The 18,161-nt window shown below is 44.3% G+C and carries 15 protein-coding genes and 1 pseudogene; 12 read left to right on the top strand and 4 right to left on the bottom strand.

The window, feature by feature from the left end; all coding sequences use genetic code 11:
* Positions 1–650, bottom strand: a 650-nt coding sequence (locus DW694_RS07945; RefSeq protein WP_182465486.1) for an RNA-guided endonuclease TnpB family protein, incomplete at its 3' end; no start/stop codon positions are given.
* A complete protein-coding gene (locus DW694_RS07940; protein WP_110103295.1) occupies positions 598–1,029 on the bottom strand; it encodes a MerR family transcriptional regulator in 432 nt (143 codons plus the stop codon). The genes DW694_RS07945 and DW694_RS07940, both read right to left, overlap by 53 nt.
* Positions 1,030–1,848: 819 nt before the next feature.
* Between DW694_RS07940 and DW694_RS07935 the strand changes: the two genes are divergently transcribed.
* From DW694_RS07935 to larE, 12 genes and pseudogenes are all read left to right on the top strand, one after another.
* Positions 1,849–3,102: a sugar ABC transporter substrate-binding protein gene (locus DW694_RS07935; RefSeq protein ID WP_118752817.1), complete on the top strand. Its 1,254-nt coding sequence runs from the start codon at positions 1,849–1,851 to the stop codon at positions 3,100–3,102.
* Positions 3,103–3,201: 99 nt separating this feature from the next.
* Positions 3,202–4,104 carry a sugar ABC transporter permease gene (locus tag DW694_RS07930; protein ID WP_118608117.1) on the top strand — a complete coding sequence of 301 codons (903 nt, stop codon included), beginning with the start codon at positions 3,202–3,204 and terminating at the stop codon, positions 4,102–4,104.
* A gap of 24 nt (positions 4,105–4,128) precedes the next feature.
* A complete protein-coding gene (locus DW694_RS07925; RefSeq protein WP_353615808.1) occupies positions 4,129–4,959 on the top strand; it encodes a carbohydrate ABC transporter permease in 831 nt (276 codons plus the stop codon).
* Positions 4,960–5,139: 180 nt separating this feature from the next.
* The gene (locus DW694_RS07920) at positions 5,140–7,359 is read left to right on the top strand and encodes an alpha-galactosidase (RefSeq protein ID WP_118752816.1); all 2,220 of its coding nucleotides are present in this window, start codon (positions 5,140–5,142) and stop codon (positions 7,357–7,359) included.
* 150 nt (positions 7,360–7,509) lie between these two features.
* Positions 7,510–8,430 carry an AraC family transcriptional regulator gene (locus tag DW694_RS07915; protein WP_118752815.1) on the top strand — a complete coding sequence of 307 codons (921 nt, stop codon included), beginning with the start codon at positions 7,510–7,512 and terminating at the stop codon, positions 8,428–8,430.
* A 422-nt stretch (positions 8,431–8,852) separates the two neighbouring features.
* A complete protein-coding gene (locus DW694_RS07910; protein WP_118752814.1) occupies positions 8,853–10,178 on the top strand; it encodes an alpha-glucosidase/alpha-galactosidase in 1,326 nt (441 codons plus the stop codon).
* A 152-nt stretch (positions 10,179–10,330) separates the two neighbouring features.
* Positions 10,331–10,480, top strand: a complete 150-nt coding sequence (locus DW694_RS07905) for a substrate-binding domain-containing protein (protein ID WP_118752813.1) — start codon at positions 10,331–10,333, stop codon at positions 10,478–10,480.
* Positions 10,455–10,940: pseudogene (locus DW694_RS16875) on the top strand (hypothetical protein); the annotation flags it as partial. The gene DW694_RS07905 and the pseudogene DW694_RS16875, both read left to right, overlap by 26 nt.
* The gene (locus DW694_RS07900) at positions 10,923–12,500 is read left to right on the top strand and encodes an FGGY-family carbohydrate kinase (protein ID WP_286186895.1); all 1,578 of its coding nucleotides are present in this window, start codon (positions 10,923–10,925) and stop codon (positions 12,498–12,500) included. The pseudogene DW694_RS16875 and the gene DW694_RS07900, both read left to right, overlap by 18 nt.
* 91 nt (positions 12,501–12,591) lie before the next feature.
* Positions 12,592–12,954: an inorganic diphosphatase gene (locus tag DW694_RS07895; RefSeq protein ID WP_270614140.1), complete on the top strand. Its 363-nt coding sequence runs from the start codon at positions 12,592–12,594 to the stop codon at positions 12,952–12,954.
* Between the two features lie 394 nt (positions 12,955–13,348).
* Positions 13,349–14,149, top strand: a complete 801-nt coding sequence (locus tag DW694_RS07885; RefSeq protein WP_022426660.1) for an MBL fold metallo-hydrolase — start codon at positions 13,349–13,351, stop codon at positions 14,147–14,149.
* A gap of 257 nt (positions 14,150–14,406) precedes the next feature.
* Positions 14,407–15,234, top strand: a complete 828-nt coding sequence (gene larE / locus DW694_RS07880; protein ID WP_118752812.1) for an ATP-dependent sacrificial sulfur transferase LarE — start codon at positions 14,407–14,409, stop codon at positions 15,232–15,234.
* Between the two features lie 145 nt (positions 15,235–15,379).
* Here larE and DW694_RS07875 read toward each other — a convergent pair whose 3' ends face one another.
* Positions 15,380–17,344, bottom strand: a complete 1,965-nt coding sequence (locus DW694_RS07875) for an oleate hydratase (protein ID WP_118752811.1) — start codon at positions 17,342–17,344, stop codon at positions 15,380–15,382.
* Between the two features lie 157 nt (positions 17,345–17,501).
* Positions 17,502–18,086: a TetR-like C-terminal domain-containing protein gene (locus DW694_RS07870; protein WP_118752810.1), complete on the bottom strand. Its 585-nt coding sequence runs from the start codon at positions 18,084–18,086 to the stop codon at positions 17,502–17,504.
* Positions 18,087–18,161: the final 75 nt, after the last annotated feature.

Here is an 18,161-nt window from a genome sequence, read left to right as displayed (position 1 = left end):
ACTTTCTGACTTTTATTGATGTTCTTATACTTAGCTCCATCAGAGCAGATAGCCAGATCTTTGATCCCTAGATCTATACCAATCCCATCATCATTAAGTTTTTCTATGCAATCAGGAAATTCCACACATACGCTGATCCACCAGTTCAATCCGTCAAAGGATATTCGCGGATTCATATATTTAGCATCTGTAGGAATACAACCATGCTCTGCAAGTCTTACCCAATTTAGTTTTTGTTTATTTCTTTTCCTGCTCGAAGAAAATCCTTCAAACTTAACATGAGTATTGCTGAATTGTATCTTAATATTATCCTGATAGAACTTCGGCATTGCTCTCTTTTTTGACTTGAACCTTGGGAATTTCTGCAAACCTTTGAAAAAGTTCTTATAAGCAGTGCAGGCATCTTTGATCCCCTGTTTGGTTACATTATTTGAAATACTCAATAACCATGCGTATCCATCAGAATGTCTAAGCTTTGTAAATTCTTTTCTGAGTTCTGCATCTGAAATGAATTTTCCGCCTTTTTCATAGTTTTCTATTTCCCTTGCCAAAGCCCAGTTATAAGCAAATCTTGAAGCACCTGCGTACTGAAACATCTTAGTTTTCTGTACATTGTTTGGTATCAACATTACTTTTATGGCTTTTACCATCTACTTCCTCCTGTATCAGTTCCCGGATAAGTTTCTTAGCTTTATTCGCTCGTTTTCCTTGTAATTTGCAACTGAATACTGCGATCATCTGAACCAGATCTTCAACAAGTTCCTGCTGTTCGGATTTTTCAGTATTATCAATCTGTCGTTCCAGATCATCTTTCTGTTTATGGCTGGAAACGCGACAATATCCAATTGTAATGCGATTTTTAGGCTTTACATTTATTACCTGGTTGAGTTGCTCGTCAGAATAATATCTATAGCCGCTTACTGTAGTATGATGCGGATGAAGTTTTCCATTGGCATCCCAATTTCGTAATGTCTGGGCGGATACGCCTATAATTTTTGAAAATTCATGTATAGAATAATATTTACTCAAAGCATCAGCTCCTTTCCATAATATTCCACTCTAATATCTTATAAAACCAAACATGTACTTATATGATTTTATAATTTATATTTAACTGTTAATAACCTCCTTATATAGAAATATAGAAATGAAAAACAGACTATAGGTGTAAAGTCCGATCCAGCTAATCTTAGCACAGTTTTTGACTGTGTGTAAAGAGAGGGAACGCAGATAAGTATCTTGTGCATCACGAAGCGTATTGCCGGTCACAGAATGAACAGCAATATGCTTCGCAGCGAATACGGATCGTCAATACACATCTGACGGTGAGAAAAACAGTACAGCCGGGAAATTTTTCGGCAGGAAAAACGCAGGATACAGAACGGTTTATAGGACTGTATAAAAAAATATGGAATTTTGCGTGCACATGTGGAAATGATAGCGTGCATGGAATTGTGTTAGGAACGGAAAAACAGATTATTCGGCAAATGACATTTATACATGTTTTGAGTTAGTAAAAACATACAAAAATACATATGTAAAAATGTTGGTTTTGCTACAAGGGGATAAATGAGCGCCAAAACATACTCAAAAATAGTAAAAATTGTGAGGGTATATAAAAAAAACGTAAAAGAAACTGGAAAAATGACGGATAATTAACAAAGTGTGAACAAAAAATGGATAAAATGAATAAAAAGTAACATTTTTCCATATTGAAATGACAATAATCCATTTATCATTTTTCCATGTGCAATTATAATAATATCAACGGTCAGGGACGTGAAAAAATATAAAAACTGACCAAAAGAAAGAGGGAAAATAAGAAAGATTTAAAAGGAGGAAGAAGTTATGAATTTCAAAAGAGTAGCAGCATTATTGTTAGCAGGTGCCATGGTAATGACAGCAGTTCCGGTATATGCAAAAGGTGACGATGTTACACTTTCCGTATCCATCTGGGACACCAACCAGGAGCCGGGAATCAAAGAAATTCTTGCAGACTTCACAGAGAAGACAGGAATCAAGACAGAGATCTCCGTTGTTAAATGGGATGAGTACTGGACAATGCTTGAGGCCGGTGCACAGGGTGGTTCCCTTCCGGACGTATTCTGGATGCACTCCAATGAGAGTGAGAGATACATGTCCAACGATATGCTTCTTGATCTGACCGATAAGATCAAAGACAGCGATCTGATCGATCCGGAGAACTATCCGGAGGATATCTGGGGACTGTATACATACGATGACAAATATTATGCAGTACCGAAGGATATAGATACAATCGCTCTCTGGTACAACAAGACATTATTTGACGAGGCAGGACTTGATTATCCGACAGCTGACTGGACATGGGATGATGTTACAGAGGCAGCTAAGAAGCTTACTAAGGATGATGGTTCCCAGTACGGTCTCGCAATGAGAAATGATAACAACCAGGCCGGATACTACAACCTGATCTATGATAACGGCGGATACATCATCAGCGATGACAAGACAAAATCCGGCTGGGATGATGAGAAGACGATCGCAGCTATGCAGACACTGGAAGGATGGATCAAGGATGGCGTGATCCCGTCTCTTGAGACAATGTCCGAGAACAACGAGGACGTACTTTTCGAGGCTGGCAAGATCGCTATGACATGCCAGGGCTCCTGGATGATTTCAGCATTTAAAGAGAATGAGTACACAGCAGCGAACTGTGATTGTGTAGAGCTTCCTAAGAACGCTGAGACAGGCAGAAGAGCTTCCTCATATAACGGACTTGGATGGGCAGCATCTGCTTCCGGTGAGCACACAGACGAAGCTTGGCAGCTGATCGAGTACCTCGGATCCAAAGAGGCTCAGGAGAAACAGGCTGAGCTTGGTGTTACAATGAGTGCATACACAGGAACATCTGATGCATGGGCTAAATCCGCAGACTTCAACCTTCAGGCTTATCTGAACATGATGGATGACATGGAGATCCGTCCATACTCCAAATCTACTGTAACATGGGAGAACGAGGACAACGAGATCCTTAAGGGCGTATACACAGGCGACATCACAATGGAAGAGGCTTGCAAGCAGATGGCTGATCAGATGAACGAGAAGCTGGCTGAGGAGTAAGCATTAAGAAACACCGATAATTAAGTGCAGTAATGAGAGGGGCCGCCGCACTCAGGTGCAGCGGCCTCATACATAGAAGGAATAGAAGGAGTGATTCTTATGGCTAAAACTACCAAGTCACAGGCACGGACAAAGAGAGAGCGCAGTGAGTTCCTCTGGGGCTGGCTGTTTATTCTCCCAACAACCATCGGACTGATTGTATTGAACATCATTCCGATCTTCCAGACTATTTACCAGAGCTTTTTCAAAACAGGAGATTTTGGTAAAGGAAATATCTTTATCGGTTTACAGAACTATCAGAAGGTTTTTGCAGATAAAGAGATCTGGCAGGCACTGATCAACACATTCAAATATGCGATCGTGGAGGTTCCTTTTTCCATTGTCATCGCACTTGTTCTTGCAGTACTTCTTAACAGAAAGATGAAGGGCCGTTCTGTTTACAGAACCATCATCTTCCTTCCGATGGTAGCAGCTCCGGCAGCGGTAGCCATGGTATGGAGATGGCTGTTCAACTCTGATTATGGTCTTATCAATAACGTTTTCCATGTTCATGTAAACTGGGTTTCTAATCCGAAAATTGCAGTATTTGCAGTTGCGATCATCGGTGTATGGTCTATCATCGGTTACAATATGGTTCTTTTTCTGGCAGGACTTCAGGAAATTCCGAGAGATTATTATGAAGCGGCAGAGATTGACGGAGCTACAGGTGTGAATGCATTCTTCAGCATTACGATCCCGCTTCTTTCACCAACCATTTTCTTCGTACTTGTTACCCGTGTGATCGGATCCCTTCAGGTATTCGACCTGATCTATATGGTTATTGACAAGTCAAACCCGGCACTTACCAAGACTCAGTCACTGGTTTACCTGTTCTATAAATATGCATTTATCAATAAGAACATGGGATACGGCGCTACGATCGTAGTAGTACTTCTTATTATCACCATGATCCTGACAGTATTCCAGATGATCGGTCAGAAGAAATGGGTATTCTACAACTAAAAAGGGGGATTAACCATGGATAGTATGGAAACAAAAAAGAAATTAACCACTATTTTAATACATGTCATACTGATCATTGTGTCCATAACGATGCTTGTGCCATTTATCTGGATGATCCTGACAGCTTTTAAAACTGTAACTGAAGCAACATCTGTAGATCCTTTCACTATTTTCCCGAAAATATGGAGAAAAGACGCATTTATTTCTGTTATCAATAACATGAACTTCCTGCTTCTGTACAAGAATACACTGCTTCTGATCTTCTTCCGAGTAGTGTGTGCGGTTCTTACAGCAACTATGGCAGGCTATGCATTTGGACGACTGAACTTCAAGGGCCGTGATCTCTGCTTCAGTCTTGTACTGTTCCAGATGATGGTTCCGGTACAGATCTTCATCATCCCGCAGTACCTGATGGTCAGCAAGATGGGTATGCTGAATACGATCTTTGCCCTTGTATTCCCGGGTATTGTCACTGCGTTCGGTACCTTCCTTTTGAGACAGGGATACATGGGACTGCCGAAGGATCTGGAGGAGGCTGCCAGACTTGACGGATGTAACATCGGTCAGACCTTCCTTTACATCATGGCACCACTTACAAGATCCAGTATGGTCGCACTTGGAATTTTCACAGCTGTATTCGCATTCAAAGACCTGATGTGGCCGATGATCGTTAATACAGATAAGGATATGCTGGTACTTTCTTCCGCACTTGCAAAGATGCAGGGCCAGTACGTATCCAAATTCCCGGAACTGATGGCTGCATCTCTGATCGCCTGCATTCCGATGATCGTGATCTACATGATCTTCCAGAAACAGTTTATCGAAGGTATTGCTACCAGCGGTGGAAAACTGTAATCAGAAATATTACATAAGGTAATACAAGACCGCTGACAATGTATATAACTGAGGATTTGGTTATTGAGGTTGTCAGCGGTATTTTTATCGAAGCAAATGCCAAAATGCACAGTTATTTGATGATTCTTAAGGAAAGAGGCGGATATTTTTATCTGCAGTAAATGAAAAAAGGAGAAAATTATGCCGATTAAATTTCACGAGGGATCAAAGACATTCCACATTTATAACAAACATTTAAGCTACATCACCTGTATCATGGAAAATGGTCAGATGGAGAATCTGTACTATGGAAAAGCTATCCGCGATAAAGAGGATTTCAGTTATCTTCATGAAGAGATCATGCGTTCCCTGATGGCTGTATGCGTTCCGGAGCCAGGACTTCTTTCCATGCAGTATACCAAACAGGAGTATCCTGTTTACGGAACCGGTGATTACAGAAACCCTGCCCTTACTGTTCGTCAGGAGAACGGAAGCGAGATCGTAGATTTCAAATATGTTTCTCATGAGATCTATGGCGGCAAGAAGAAGCTTGCAGGTCTTCCGGCAACTTATACAGAAAGTGATGAGGAAGCAACATCTCTGGATATCACACTTCATGATTCTGTGATGGACACAGACCTTGTTCTTACATATTCCGTATATGAGGATTACCCGGTGATCACCAGAAGCGCACGCCTTGTTCAGAAAGGGGATCAGAAGATCCGCCTTGAGAATGTGATGAGTGCAGCAGTGGAGTTTCCGGATATGGAGTATGAGATGATCCATCTTTCCGGTGCGTGGGCACGTGAGCGCTATGTAAAAACACGTAAACTTGAGATGGGTACACAGGCTGTACAGAGTCTTGCAGGAACCGGTTCCAGCTCTGAGCAGAATCCGTTTATCGCACTGAAGCGTCCTCATACAACAGAAGACACAGGCGAGGTTTTTGGATTCAGCTTTGTGTACAGCGGCAACTTCCTTGCACAGGTCGAGGTTTCCACCTACGAGATGACACGAGTTATGATGGGAATCAATCCACAGGGATTTTCCTGGGAGCTTTCCAGAGATGAGGAATTCCAGACTCCGGAGGTTGTTATGGTATACAGTGATAAGGGCTTAAACGGAATGAGCCAGGCTTACCACAGACTGTACCGTGACCGTCTGATGCGTGGAAAATGGAGAAATCATGCACGCCCGATCCTCCTCAATAACTGGGAAGCGACCTATTTTGATTTTAATGAGGAAAAAATCCTCAATATTGCAAAAAAAGCCAAAGAGGTTGGGGTAGAGCTGTTCGTTCTGGATGACGGATGGTTCGGAACCAGAAACGATGATTACCAGGGGCTTGGCGACTGGTTCGTAAATAAGAATAAGCTTCCGAACGGAATTTCCGGACTTTCCCGTAAGATCGAGGAGATGGGCCTGAAATTCGGTCTCTGGGTAGAGCTTGAGATGGTAAACAAGAACAGTGACTGCTACAGAGCACATCCGGACTGGCTCATCGGAGCACCGGACCGTTTTGAGTCTCACTCAAGACATCAGCACGTTCTTGATTTTTCCAGACCTGAGGTTGTGGATTTCATTTATGATTCCATCTCCAAGGTTATCGAGGAATCTTCCATTTCCTACATTAAATGGGATATGAACCGTTATATGTCTGAGCCTTTCAGCCGCGGCGCATCTGCAGCAGATCAGGGCAAGACTATGCATAAATATATCCTTGGTGTTTATGAGCTGTATACAAGACTGACAGAGAGATTCCCTGACATCCTCTTTGAATCCTGCGCAAGCGGCGGAGCAAGATTTGATCCGGGAATGCTGTATTTTGCACCGCAGACATGGACCAGTGATGATACCGATGCAGCTGAGAGAGAAAAGATCCAGTACGGTACCTCCTTTGTCTATCCGATCGTCAGCATGGGATCTCATGTATCAGCAGTACCGAATCATCAGCTGCACCGTACCACACCGCTTTCCACAAGAGCAAATGTGGCATATTTCGGAACCTTTGGCTATGAGCTGGATCTGAACCTCTTAAGTGATGAAGAGATCGAAGAGGTAAAGGCACAGGTGGAATTCATGAAGGAACATCGTGATCTGATCCAGGTGGAGGGTGATTTCTACCGTATCTTAAGCCCGTTCGAAGGAAATGATACTGCATGGATGGTTGTTTCCAGAGACAAAAAACAGGCAGTTGCCGGATACTATGAGAGACTGAACAAGGTAAATGCTTCCTGGATGCGTCTGCGGTTCAAAGGTCTTGACGAGGATCAGCTTTACAAAGTAAAATGGGAAGATAAGTGCCTGAAAGCTTACGGAAATGAGCTGATGTATGCAGGAATCCCGGTTGATCGTGACTACTGCAATAAGACAAACGGTGACTTCCATTCTGTATTGTATACAATTGAAGCAGAGGACTGATTTCTGCAAGTGATGGAATAAAAACTGTCTGTAGAAAAAACATCCGCCTGACCAGAAAAATAACAGGCCGCCGGATATGGCGGTCTGTTATTGGGTGGCGAAGCAGCGCACGGTCGGAAATGTAATATATGACATCAGGGAGGTGGCAAGTTGCTTCATACAGTTGGTTTTACAAACTCAGACAGCTATAAATGTCTGGAGAATTTAAAGAAAGGTGCGGTGGATCTCTGTCTTACTTACTGTGGGTGGGAAAAATGTGATCCGGGATATCGATTTGGACCAAATAAAAGGATCTCCCATGTACTTCATATCGTGGAATCCGGAAGCGGAGTTTTTGAGATGGATGGCTATCAGTATCATCTGACCGGTGGAGAAGCATTTCTGATTCCACCCAGTGTGGAGGCCTGGTATGAGGCAGACATGGACGATCCCTGGACGTACCGCTGGGTAGGATTTGAGGGAATGATTGCCGAGGAAGTAATTCATGTAAGTGGTTTTAGCCGGGAAAATCCGGTCCGAAGGATCCACTGCATGGAAAATGCTGCGAAGTATATTGATGCAATGGTACGGACCAACAAGCTCGTTTTTGAAAATGAGCTGAAACGAAACGGACTTCTGCTGCTTCTTTTTTCTGACCTGATCACAGATAACCGGGATGCATGTCTGAGAGAAGGCAAGCTTCTTCCATCCCACAGATATCCAAATTCCGTTTATGTGGAGCAGGCAGTGGATTACATTGCAGCCAACTTTGACAAGAGGCTGAAGATCAATGAGCTGGCAGACCGCATTGGCGTCAACCGGAGCTATCTTACCAGTTCATTTAAAAAAAGCCTTGGATGCTCGCCGCAGGAATATCTTATGAATCTTCGCATTGAGAAGGCGAAAACTCTTCTGAAAAACGGAGATATTCAGGTCAGTGAAGTAGCTGCAAGAGTAGGGTATGGAGATCCGCTGGCTTTTTCCAAGGTATTCAAGGCAAGAACAGGAAGAAGTCCGAGAGAATACAAGGAAGAAAAGAGAAGACTTGTAGTGAATGGAAAGAAGGGCGATTATACGGAATCTGAGGCCTGATAACTGGCAGTACCTTTTGTTGCTGGCAGACCTTTGCAATAAAAAATAACAGCTCTCTGTCCGAATCAGGATATATATGATCCTGGTATCGGATGGAGAGTTTTTGCATTATGGAAAATTACTTTGCAATGTTCCGAAAACATAAAAAAGCATAAAAACGAATGGAAGTAAATTTTATAGGAAATATGTTTTATAGGAAATTTCTGAACTGTATCAGTAAACGGGCATTTATATTTCATGCAACAAAACAACAATTATTGACATCAAAGTATATATTTTAAAGATACTTTCGGCAGTATCATAAAGACATAATAAAAACAAAGCGGAGCTGCACCGCAGAAACAGCAGAAAATCAGTACTTTTATAAAAAACAGAGGTATTTTTCACAGAAATATCCAAAAAGACAGGCAGGAGGAACGAACATGATCAAAATTACATTTATGGGAGCAGGAAGCACGGTTTTCGCAAGAAATGTACTTGGTGACTGTATGTGTACACCGGCACTTCGCGAGAGCGAGATCGCACTTTATGATATCGATGAGAAGAGGCTGGAGGATTCCAGAATTATCTTAAGTGCCATCAACCACAACGTAAACGAGGATCGTGCAGTGATCAAGACCTATCTTGGTGCAGAGAACCGTAAAGATGCACTTCGAGATGCAGATTTCGTAGTCAATGCTATTCAGGTAGGCGGTTATGAGCCATGCACCGTAACAGACTTTGAGATCCCGAAGAAATACGGCATCAAACAGACAATCGCAGATACCCTGGGAATCGGCGGAATCATGCGTGCACTTCGTACCATTCCGGTTCTGGAAGAATTTGCCCGGGATATGGAAGAAGTCTGCCCGAACACTCTGTTCCTGAACTACTCCAACCCTATGGCAATGCTTACCGGCTATATGCAGCGCTTCACAAAGATCCGCACGGTAGGTCTCTGCCACAGCGTGCAGGTATGTTCCCAGAAGCTTCTTGAGGGAATGGGAATGGAAGACAAGATTGAGGGACGTACTGAGCTGATCGCAGGTATCAACCACATGGCGTGGCTCCTTGAGATCCACGACAAAGACGGAAATGATCTGTATCCGGAGATCCGCAGAATTGCCGAGGAGAAGAATACCTCCGGTGAGAAGCATGAGGACATGGTGCGTTATGAGTATATCCGTCATCTTGGATACTATTGCACAGAGTCCAGTGAGCACAATGCAGAGTATAATCCGTTCTTCATTAAATCCAAATATCCGGAGATGATCGAGGAGTTCAATATTCCGCTTGACGAATATCCGAGAAGATGTATCAAACAGATCGAGGGCTGGGAAAAAGAGCGCGAGGATATCCTCAAGGATGGCAAGATCGGCCATGAGAGAAGTAAAGAGTATGCTTCTTATATCATGGAGGCTGTTGTTACAAACACACCGTACAAGATCGGTGGAAATGTTCTTAACAACGGTTACATCGATAACCTTCCGTCGGATGCCTGCGTAGAGGTTCCATGCTATATCGACGGAACCGGTGTACATCCGGTAAAAGTGGGCAAGCTTCCTACACAGCTGGCAGCTATGAATTCATCCAATATCAGCCCGCAGCTCCTTGCTATTGAGGCAGCAGTGACCAAAGACCGCCAGAAAATCTATCAGGCAGCCATGATGGACCCGCACACAGGTGCAGAGCTGAACATCAAAGACATCCAGGCAATGTGTGATGAGCTGATCGAGGCACACGGGGATTATATGAAGATGTACCGCTAAGGCAGGAAATGATCGGAAGGCAGCAAAAACTTTGAAATAAATATGCAAGGCAGCATATAAAGGCCGGAACACCAGAATGGGGAGGGTGTTCCGGCCTTTCTTTATATGGAACTTTTGATAAATAATAAAAACAACAGATCGCTGTCCAGGTCATGGAAGAACTGGAACGTCAGGGAAAAAAGATCCCGGAAGATGTTGCGGTAACCGGCTATGATAATTCACTATATGCAAGACAGGGACAGGGCATTGCCACTATCACCCATCCCCAGGAAAAACTGGGAGATCGATGCTTATCCGGTTAATGAGATCGCAGAATATGTTCAGGATGTAAGCCAGGGAGATATTGATGTTCTGGTAGAAGAATATTATAATAAATACGATATGATTCTGGATGGACGTGACCCTGAGGAATTTAAGAAGCATGTAGCAGTCCAGGCAGGGATCGAGATCGGTTTTGAGCGCTTCCTCGAGGAGAAAAATTATCAGGCTGTCGTAACGCACTTTGGTGATCTGGGCTCCCTGAAACAGCTTCCGGGACTTGCAATCCAGCGACTGATGGAAAAAGGCTATGGCTTCGGTGGCGAGGGTGACTGGAAAACAGCAGCTATGGGTATTGAAGCGGTTTATATTGATGGCGATACAACGATCCGGAATCTGCAGAATGAGCTGAGATGGAACAGCATGTATTTCAGCAAATAATATGGGAGGTTTTTTACAATGGGAGTAAATGAGGCAAAAACAGCAATTCTTGAGAATCGCACGGCTCTTGGTATTGAGTTTGGTTCCACAAGGATCAAGGCAGTTCTGGTGGACGATAAGAACCAGCCCATCGCATCCGGAGCCTATGAATGGGAGAACCAGTATGTGGATGGTATCTGGACATACAGCCTGGAGGAGATCTGGAAAGGTCTCCAGGGCAGTTACCAGGATATGGCAGAAGATGTTCAGAAAAAATATGGAGTGGAGCTTACAAGCGTAGGTGCGTTTGGTGTCAGTGCCATGATGCATGGCTATATGCCGTTTAATAAAGAGGGAGAGCTGATGGTCCCGTTCCGTACCTGGAGAAACAACATCACAGGAGAAGCCTCTGAGAAGCTGGCAGAGCTTTTCCATTACAATATCCCTCAGAGATGGAGCATCGCACACCTGTATCAGGCAATCCTTAACGGTGAGGAGCATGTAAAAGATATCGATTATATCACCACTCTGGAAGCCTATGTGCATTGGAAACTCACCGGAAAAAGAGTTCTTGGTATCGGTGATGCGGCAGGTATGTTCCCGATCGACAGTGAAACGAAGGACTATAACGAGGAGATGGTGCAGAAGTTCGATGAACTGGTTGCGCCTTATGGTTTCCCATGGAAGCTTCGCGATATTATGCCGAAAGCTCTGGTGGCAGGTCAGGATGCAGGAGTTCTTACTGAGGAGGGCGCAAAACTTCTGGATGTAAGCGGAAAGCTGAAAGCTGGAATCCCGATGTGTCCGCCTGAGGGAGACGCAGGAACCGGTATGGTTGCCACAAACAGTGTCCGTCGGCGTACCGGAAATGTTTCTGCGGGAACATCTGTATTTGCCATGATCGTCCTGGAGAAGGCACTTTCCAAACCGTATAAAGAAATCGACATGGTTACCACTCCGGCAGGAGATCCGGTTGCCATGGCACATTCCAACAACTGTACTTCGGATCTGAACGCATGGGTAAATGTGTTTAAGGAATTTGCAGAAGCTATGGGCATGGAAGTAGATATGAACAAACTGTTCGGAACTCTTTATAACAAAGCCATGGAAGGCGACCCGGACTGTGGCGGACTTCTTTCCTACTGCTATTTCTCCGGTGAGCATATGACCGGCTTTGAAGAGGGACGTCCACTGTTTGTACGTTCTCCTGAGAGCAAATTTACACTGGCAAACTTTATGCGAAATAATCTTTACACTTGCCTCGGCGCCATGCGTGTAGGTCTGGATATCCTTCTGAATCAGGAGCATGTAAAGATCGATAAGCTTCTGGGCCACGGCGGTCTCTTTAAGACAAAGGGGGTCGGCCAGCAGATCCTTGCAGATGCGGTAGATGCACCGGTATCCGTAATGTCTACAGCAGGAGAAGGAGGAGCCTGGGGAATCGCACTTTTGGCTTCCTATCTGATTAACAGGAGAGAAGGCGAAGACCTTGCGGATTTCCTGGATGAAGATGTCTTCAAAGGAAACGAAGGCAGCACACTGGCGCCGGAAGCAGAAGGTGTGAAAGGATTCAACGCATTTATGGATCGATATATGAAGGGTCTTGGCATTGAGCGTGCGGCTGTAGAGTCTGAGATTTGGTAAAACGAAGAACGGATTGAAATAAAAATCTTCGATTTACTGGCATAATAGAAAAATCCGTTAATTTCTTGTATGTGCTTAAAGAGGAATATAAATGAAGCAGATGGTTTATGAGAATAAGAAACCGACTCCGGGCCAGCTTGTGCATATCATGATCGACCGTCCAATGAACAGTTACCATCCGGAACACAAAGATCTTTTTTACCCGGTAAATTACGGCTACATCGAAGGGATCATCGCTCCGGACGGCGAGGAACAGGACGTTTATGTTCTGGGGATCGATCACCCGGTAAAGGAATTTACAGGAAAAGTGATAGCCATCATCCACCGCCTTAATGATGTGGAAGACAAATGGGTGGCAGTTCCGGAAGATATGACCATGACAGCACAGGAGATCAGAGAACAGGTCCGGTTTCAGGAACAGTATTTTGAGACGGAGATAGAGATGCTGAAATAATAAAAATGTAAAACAGGAGCAGACATGGTACGCCATGTGACTGCTCCTGTTTTTGTACAGGATCCATATATTATATATTTCTGTTATCTGCGATGCAGATAAACTGGATGACAGAGGATGCAAGGGAGCACCGGACTGGATTCTGTGAAAACAGGAATCTATGAAGATTTGTGGATTGATTTTTCTGCTATGAAAATGAATGGATCTTATTGAAAATATTTCTTCATAATGTTATCATTGGACACGAAAAACACAGAAAAAATAAGAAAACAAAAAATTAAACGGTTGTATATGTGTCTGTAATATAACCAGAGACAGCCGGTCAGAGTGTCAGAGAGCAGAATGGTGGGTGGCTGAATGTTTGATGACCAGGGCTATACAGGAGGAGAACAGAATGAAATTAACCATGCTTGGAACAGGTAACGCACTGGTAACAGAGTGCTACAATACATGTTTCGTGCTCAGCGATGAGTACGGCCATTTTCTGGTTGACGGAGGCGGCGGAAATACGGTGCTTTCCCAGCTGAAGAAGGCTGGCGTTGATCTGATGGATGTTCATGAGATCTTTGTTACACATAAGCACGTAGACCATATCATGGGGATCGTGTGGGTGATCCGCATCATTTGCCAGAACATGAAAAAAGGCACTTATCAGGGCGAGGCAAACATCTATGCTCATGATGAAGTGATCGGACTTCTGAAAGACATGGCATTTAAGCTTCTGAATAAGAAGGAGACACAGTACATCGGTGACAGACTTCATCTGATCGAGGTAAAAGACGGCGAGGAAAAAACAATTCTTAATAAGAAAGTGACCTTCTTTGATATCGGTTCCACCAAGGCGAAACAGTTCGGTTTCCAGATGATCTATGACGGTGGTAAGGTACTTACCTGCTGCGGAGACGAGCCATACAATGAATGTGAAGAGAAATACGCAAAAGGTAGCGACTGGATGTTCCACGAAGCATTCTGTCTGTATGGACAGCGTGATATCTTCAATCCCTATGAGAAGCATCACTCCACAGTTAAGGATGCCAGTGAGCTGGCTGAGAACCTTGGAGTTAAGAATCTTGTCCTGTATCACACAGAGGATAAGAACATTAAGAAACGTAAAGAGCTTTACGGAGCAGAAGGCAGAGAGTATTATCACGGAAATCTGTTTGTTCCGGATGATCTTGATGTGATCGAAATGTAATAACTGTAAAAAGAAAGACTGGAAGTATGGCATATGCTGTATTTCCGGTCTTATTATGTTTGGAAACAGAGAGGATACTAATAAATTTCATAGTACATCTGTCAGGTAGAAAAATACTTGTATGGCAAAAAGGTATCGTTTACAATAAAGAATACACACATAGCATTGCAAGAGCATGTCAATAAGAACAAATCTGAAAATTACAGATTCGGATCCGGCAAAAATAAGATTTTACAAATTACGAGGTGACAGAACATATGCCAGCAACAGATAACATCACACTTGAAAAAAAATACAGAAAACTCCAGGAAATCCTCCGTTCCCTGGGAAGTGTAGCCGTAGCTTTTTCCGGTGGAGTGGACTCCACATTTTTGCTGAAAGCTGCACAGGAAACACTTGGCGACAAAGCTATGGCCATTACCGCATGTCCATGCTCCTTCACCGACAGAGAACTGAAAGAAACGCAAGATTTCTGCCAGGAAAATCACATTTGCCAGGAGATATGCAAGATCAACGAATTCGACATCCCGGGATTCCGCCAGAACCCGCCGGACCGCTGCTATATCTGCAAAAAAGCCATCTTCACCAGACTTTGGGAAGCTGCAAAGGCGCGCCATATGAACATGATCGTGGAAGGTTCCAACATGGATGATCTGGGCGACTACCGTCCGGGAAAAAGGGCTATCCAGGAGCTTGGGGTCCGCAGTCCGCTCCAGGAAGCAGGCCTCTATAAAGAAGAGATCCGGGAGCTGTCAAAAGACATGAATCTTCCGACCTGGAACAAGCCATCTTTTGCCTGTCTTGCTTCCAGATTTGTATACGGTGAGACCATTACCGAGGAGAAGCTTCACATGGTAGATCAGGCCGAGCAGTTTCTGATGGATTTGGGATTCCATCAGTTCCGTGTTCGCATCCACGGTACCATGGCAAGGATCGAGGTTCCGGAAGAAGAGATCCTGAAAATTGCAGATAATGAAACAAGAACAAAGATCACAGAGAAATTCCGCACATTGGGATTTTCTTACGTGACTCTGGATCTTCAGGGCTTCCGTTCCGGAAGTATGAATGAAGCACTGGGAAAATAAGTATCAGAAAATAAAATAATCCCCTGGAAATACCGCGCGAGAAGTATTTCCGGGGGATTGCTGCACGAATAGAACCGGAGGCTCCGTTACTGTGTTCAAATCTTAATTTTCGGATTGAGAATATCTGCCTGGCAGGCTGTATATCTTACATATAATCTTTCAGCACATCATGATCCCGCAGTACTTTCTCAATCACAGTACCCTTCACAACATTCAGAAGTGGTTTCTTCAGTGCATTCAGCGGCCCTGGCAGCTGGATCTCCAGCGGGGATTTTCCGTCCATCAGCTTCACACTGCTGTCCAGAAGCTCACGGATATCGTAAACGCTTCCCCATACTTCCGGAACCCCACGGTCTACACCGAAAAGTCCGTATACAGCCTCCATTGCAGTACGTACGGAATATTCTGTTGTGAATACGGTATCACGAGGAGTTTCCGCAAACTGGCCCAGGAATGCAAAGTTTACACAGCCATCCGGGATAACATCCGGGCGGTCACCTTTGGTACGCGGCATGAAGAAGGCGGTGATGTACGGCATCATGGTCGGAACGCAGACAGCGCTGTTTTCTGCCATATCGTCGATCTGATCTACCGGAACACCCAGGTGGTACAGCCATTCGGCGGTAATTTCCTTACCAGTACAATCTTTCATCGGCTTCTTGATATAATCACCGGGAACATCTGTGAACAATCCGTAAACCCATACACAGACCTTCTTCGGATCCTGTTCCCTGAACTGTCCCTGACGGTTGATGGTCCAGCTTAAGAGCCATTTGGAATCCTGGCAGCTTACGATACCACCGGTAACAACCTTGCCGGTACGTGGATCACGCTGGCTGATATTGGTGATATAAGGGATAATACGGTCATCCAAAGTGGTGACAGTAGCGGATTCCCAGTTTGTTCTGGAAATGTCTGAGCAGAACTTTTCCGGATGTCCGAAGGAAGGATCCTGAGCTGCGATATTTTTCCACAGAGACCATACACCACTGGTACGGACCTCTGCATCACCGTTTGGTGCGTGGTTCTGGTCACCGTAGATCGTGCCCTCTGTACAGCTTCCGTTAGTGACGAAAACATAATCATTTTCTGTAAGAAGGATACCCTGCTCCACATCCTTTACCTTGCATTCGATAGCAGTGGCGATCTTTTTGCCATCCTTGAAATTGAAGATCACGTTTGTGACTTCAGTATTAAACTGGAAGTCAACACCTGCATCCTCCAGATATTTTTTCATGGGAAGGATCAGGGATTCGTACTGGTTGTACTTGGTGAATTTCAGGGCGCTGAAATCCGGAAGACCTGCAATGTGGTGGATAAAACGCTGGAAGTAAAGCTTCATCTCCAGAGCACTGTGCCAGTTTTCAAATGCGAACATGGTCCTCCAGTACAGCCAGAAGGTGGAATCAAACACTTCATCATCAAATACATCTTCGATGGTTTTATCGTAAAGATCCTCATCCTTTGTCATAAACAGCTTCATGATCTCCATGCAGCCCTTCTGGCTCAGGTTAAATTTTCCGTCGGTATGGGCATCCTGTCCACGGTTGACGGTTGCACGGCAGAGAGAATAGTTCGGGTCGTGCTTGTTCAGCCAGTAGAACTCGTCCAGAACAGAAGCACCCGGTTTTTCAAGAGAAGGAATACTGCGGAAAAGATCCCACAGGCACTCGAAATGGTTTTCCATCTCACGACCGCCACGCATGATATAGCCTCTGGACGGATCAAAGATTCCATCGCAGGCACCGCCGGCAATATCCATGGCTTCCAGGATGTGGATATGATCACCTGGCATCTGTGCGTCTCTTACCAGGAAGCATGCAGCAGCCAGGGAAGCAAGACCGCTTCCTACAATGTAGGCATGCTTGTCGTCCACACCTTCCGGTTTTTCCGGACGGGCAAAGGCTTCGTAGTTACCGTTGGAATAATAAATCCCTTTGCTGTTTTTGTCATGCTTTCCACGCTCGGTGTTGCGGTAGTTTGCAGTAGTTTCTTTCACATGGAGGTTTTCCTCTTCGTTGATCTCTCTTGTTTTTTTCATCAGCATGGCTGCGCCGGCTCCGGCTGCCGCAAGTGCTGCAAGTCCCATGAATCCTTTTTTATCTGACATATGACATCCACCTTTCGTAAATGAGATACCTGTTTGTATCGGATTAACTGTTCTTTGTTGCTGTTGAGGCTATGATAGCCCATCCGGAAAAAAGAATCTATTTACAAAATACCGAAAGTGTTCAGTTTTTTATCATTATGTCTGTTTTGATAAGTTTTTATTCTGTATGCATTTCTGTTGTTTTGTTTCTGGCGGCAAAATTGCGGATGGCGTTGTCGATGCTTCCATACAGTGCGGTTGCGGTATCATCTGCGATTTCGCGATAATCTTCGCGCATGCCGTTTTTGATCCAGTCCAGCATGATCCCTACAAAGCTGTATTTATACAGATCTGCGATAAAAATTTTCTGTTCATCCGTGATGGGGATATCTTTTGATTTTTCTGTTACCACGCCCATAAGAAGATCGCAGGTAAGCTGGAACAGATAATTCTCGATCTGTTCCCGCCCCACGCAGCGGTATACATTTAAGATAAACGGCTTGTTTTCCATCACGGCATCAAAGATCTGCAGAAGCCCTTCATGCCATGTGGAAGAGGTTTTTTTGCCCTGAAGGGCAATTCTGGCATCTTCCAGACAGCACCACTCCACAAGATCATAGATATCTTTGAAATGATAGTAAAAAGTCATGCGGCTGATCCCGCAGTCCGTAGTCAGGTCGTTGATGGTGATCTTATCTAAAGGCTTCTTAAGAAGCAGATGTTTCAGGGATTCTTCCAGGGCAAGCTTGGTTGCGTTTGTCATGTCTTGCGGCCTCCTTTGGCAAGGTTATAGTTATTAATATAACATGAAAGTGCACAGAAAATCCATGTTAAGCAG

The sequence above is a fragment of the Ruminococcus sp. AM26-12LB genome (assembly GCF_003480785.1).
Lineage (GTDB): Bacteria > Bacillota > Clostridia > Lachnospirales > Lachnospiraceae > Blautia_A > Blautia_A fusiformis.
Note: the sequence above shows the minus strand (reverse complement) of the source record. Positions and strands in the feature narration are given on the sequence as shown.

What these genes read in the sequence shown, in the direction of transcription:
- DW694_RS07935 (WP_118752817.1), top strand. Translation starts at nt 1,849, where the DNA reads ATGAATTTCAAAAGAGTAGCAGCATTATTGTTAGCAGGTGCCATGGTA.
- DW694_RS07930 (WP_118608117.1), top strand. Translation starts at nt 3,202, where the DNA reads ATGGCTAAAACTACCAAGTCACAGGCACGGACAAAGAGAGAGCGCAGT.
- DW694_RS07925 (WP_353615808.1), top strand. Translation starts at nt 4,129, where the DNA reads ATGGAAACAAAAAAGAAATTAACCACTATTTTAATACATGTCATACTG.
- DW694_RS07920 (WP_118752816.1), top strand. Translation starts at nt 5,140, where the DNA reads ATGCCGATTAAATTTCACGAGGGATCAAAGACATTCCACATTTATAAC.
- DW694_RS07910 (WP_118752814.1), top strand. Translation starts at nt 8,853, where the DNA reads ATGATCAAAATTACATTTATGGGAGCAGGAAGCACGGTTTTCGCAAGA.
- DW694_RS07905 (WP_118752813.1), top strand. Translation starts at nt 10,331, where the DNA reads ATGGAAGAACTGGAACGTCAGGGAAAAAAGATCCCGGAAGATGTTGCG.
- DW694_RS07895 (WP_270614140.1), top strand. Translation starts at nt 12,592, where the DNA reads ATGAAGCAGATGGTTTATGAGAATAAGAAACCGACTCCGGGCCAGCTT.
- DW694_RS07885 (WP_022426660.1), top strand. Translation starts at nt 13,349, where the DNA reads ATGAAATTAACCATGCTTGGAACAGGTAACGCACTGGTAACAGAGTGC.
- larE (WP_118752812.1), top strand. Translation starts at nt 14,407, where the DNA reads ATGCCAGCAACAGATAACATCACACTTGAAAAAAAATACAGAAAACTC.
- DW694_RS07875 (WP_118752811.1), bottom strand. Translation starts at nt 17,344, where the DNA reads ATGTCAGATAAAAAAGGATTCATGGGACTTGCAGCACTTGCGGCAGCC.
- DW694_RS07870 (WP_118752810.1), bottom strand. Translation starts at nt 18,086, where the DNA reads ATGACAAACGCAACCAAGCTTGCCCTGGAAGAATCCCTGAAACATCTG.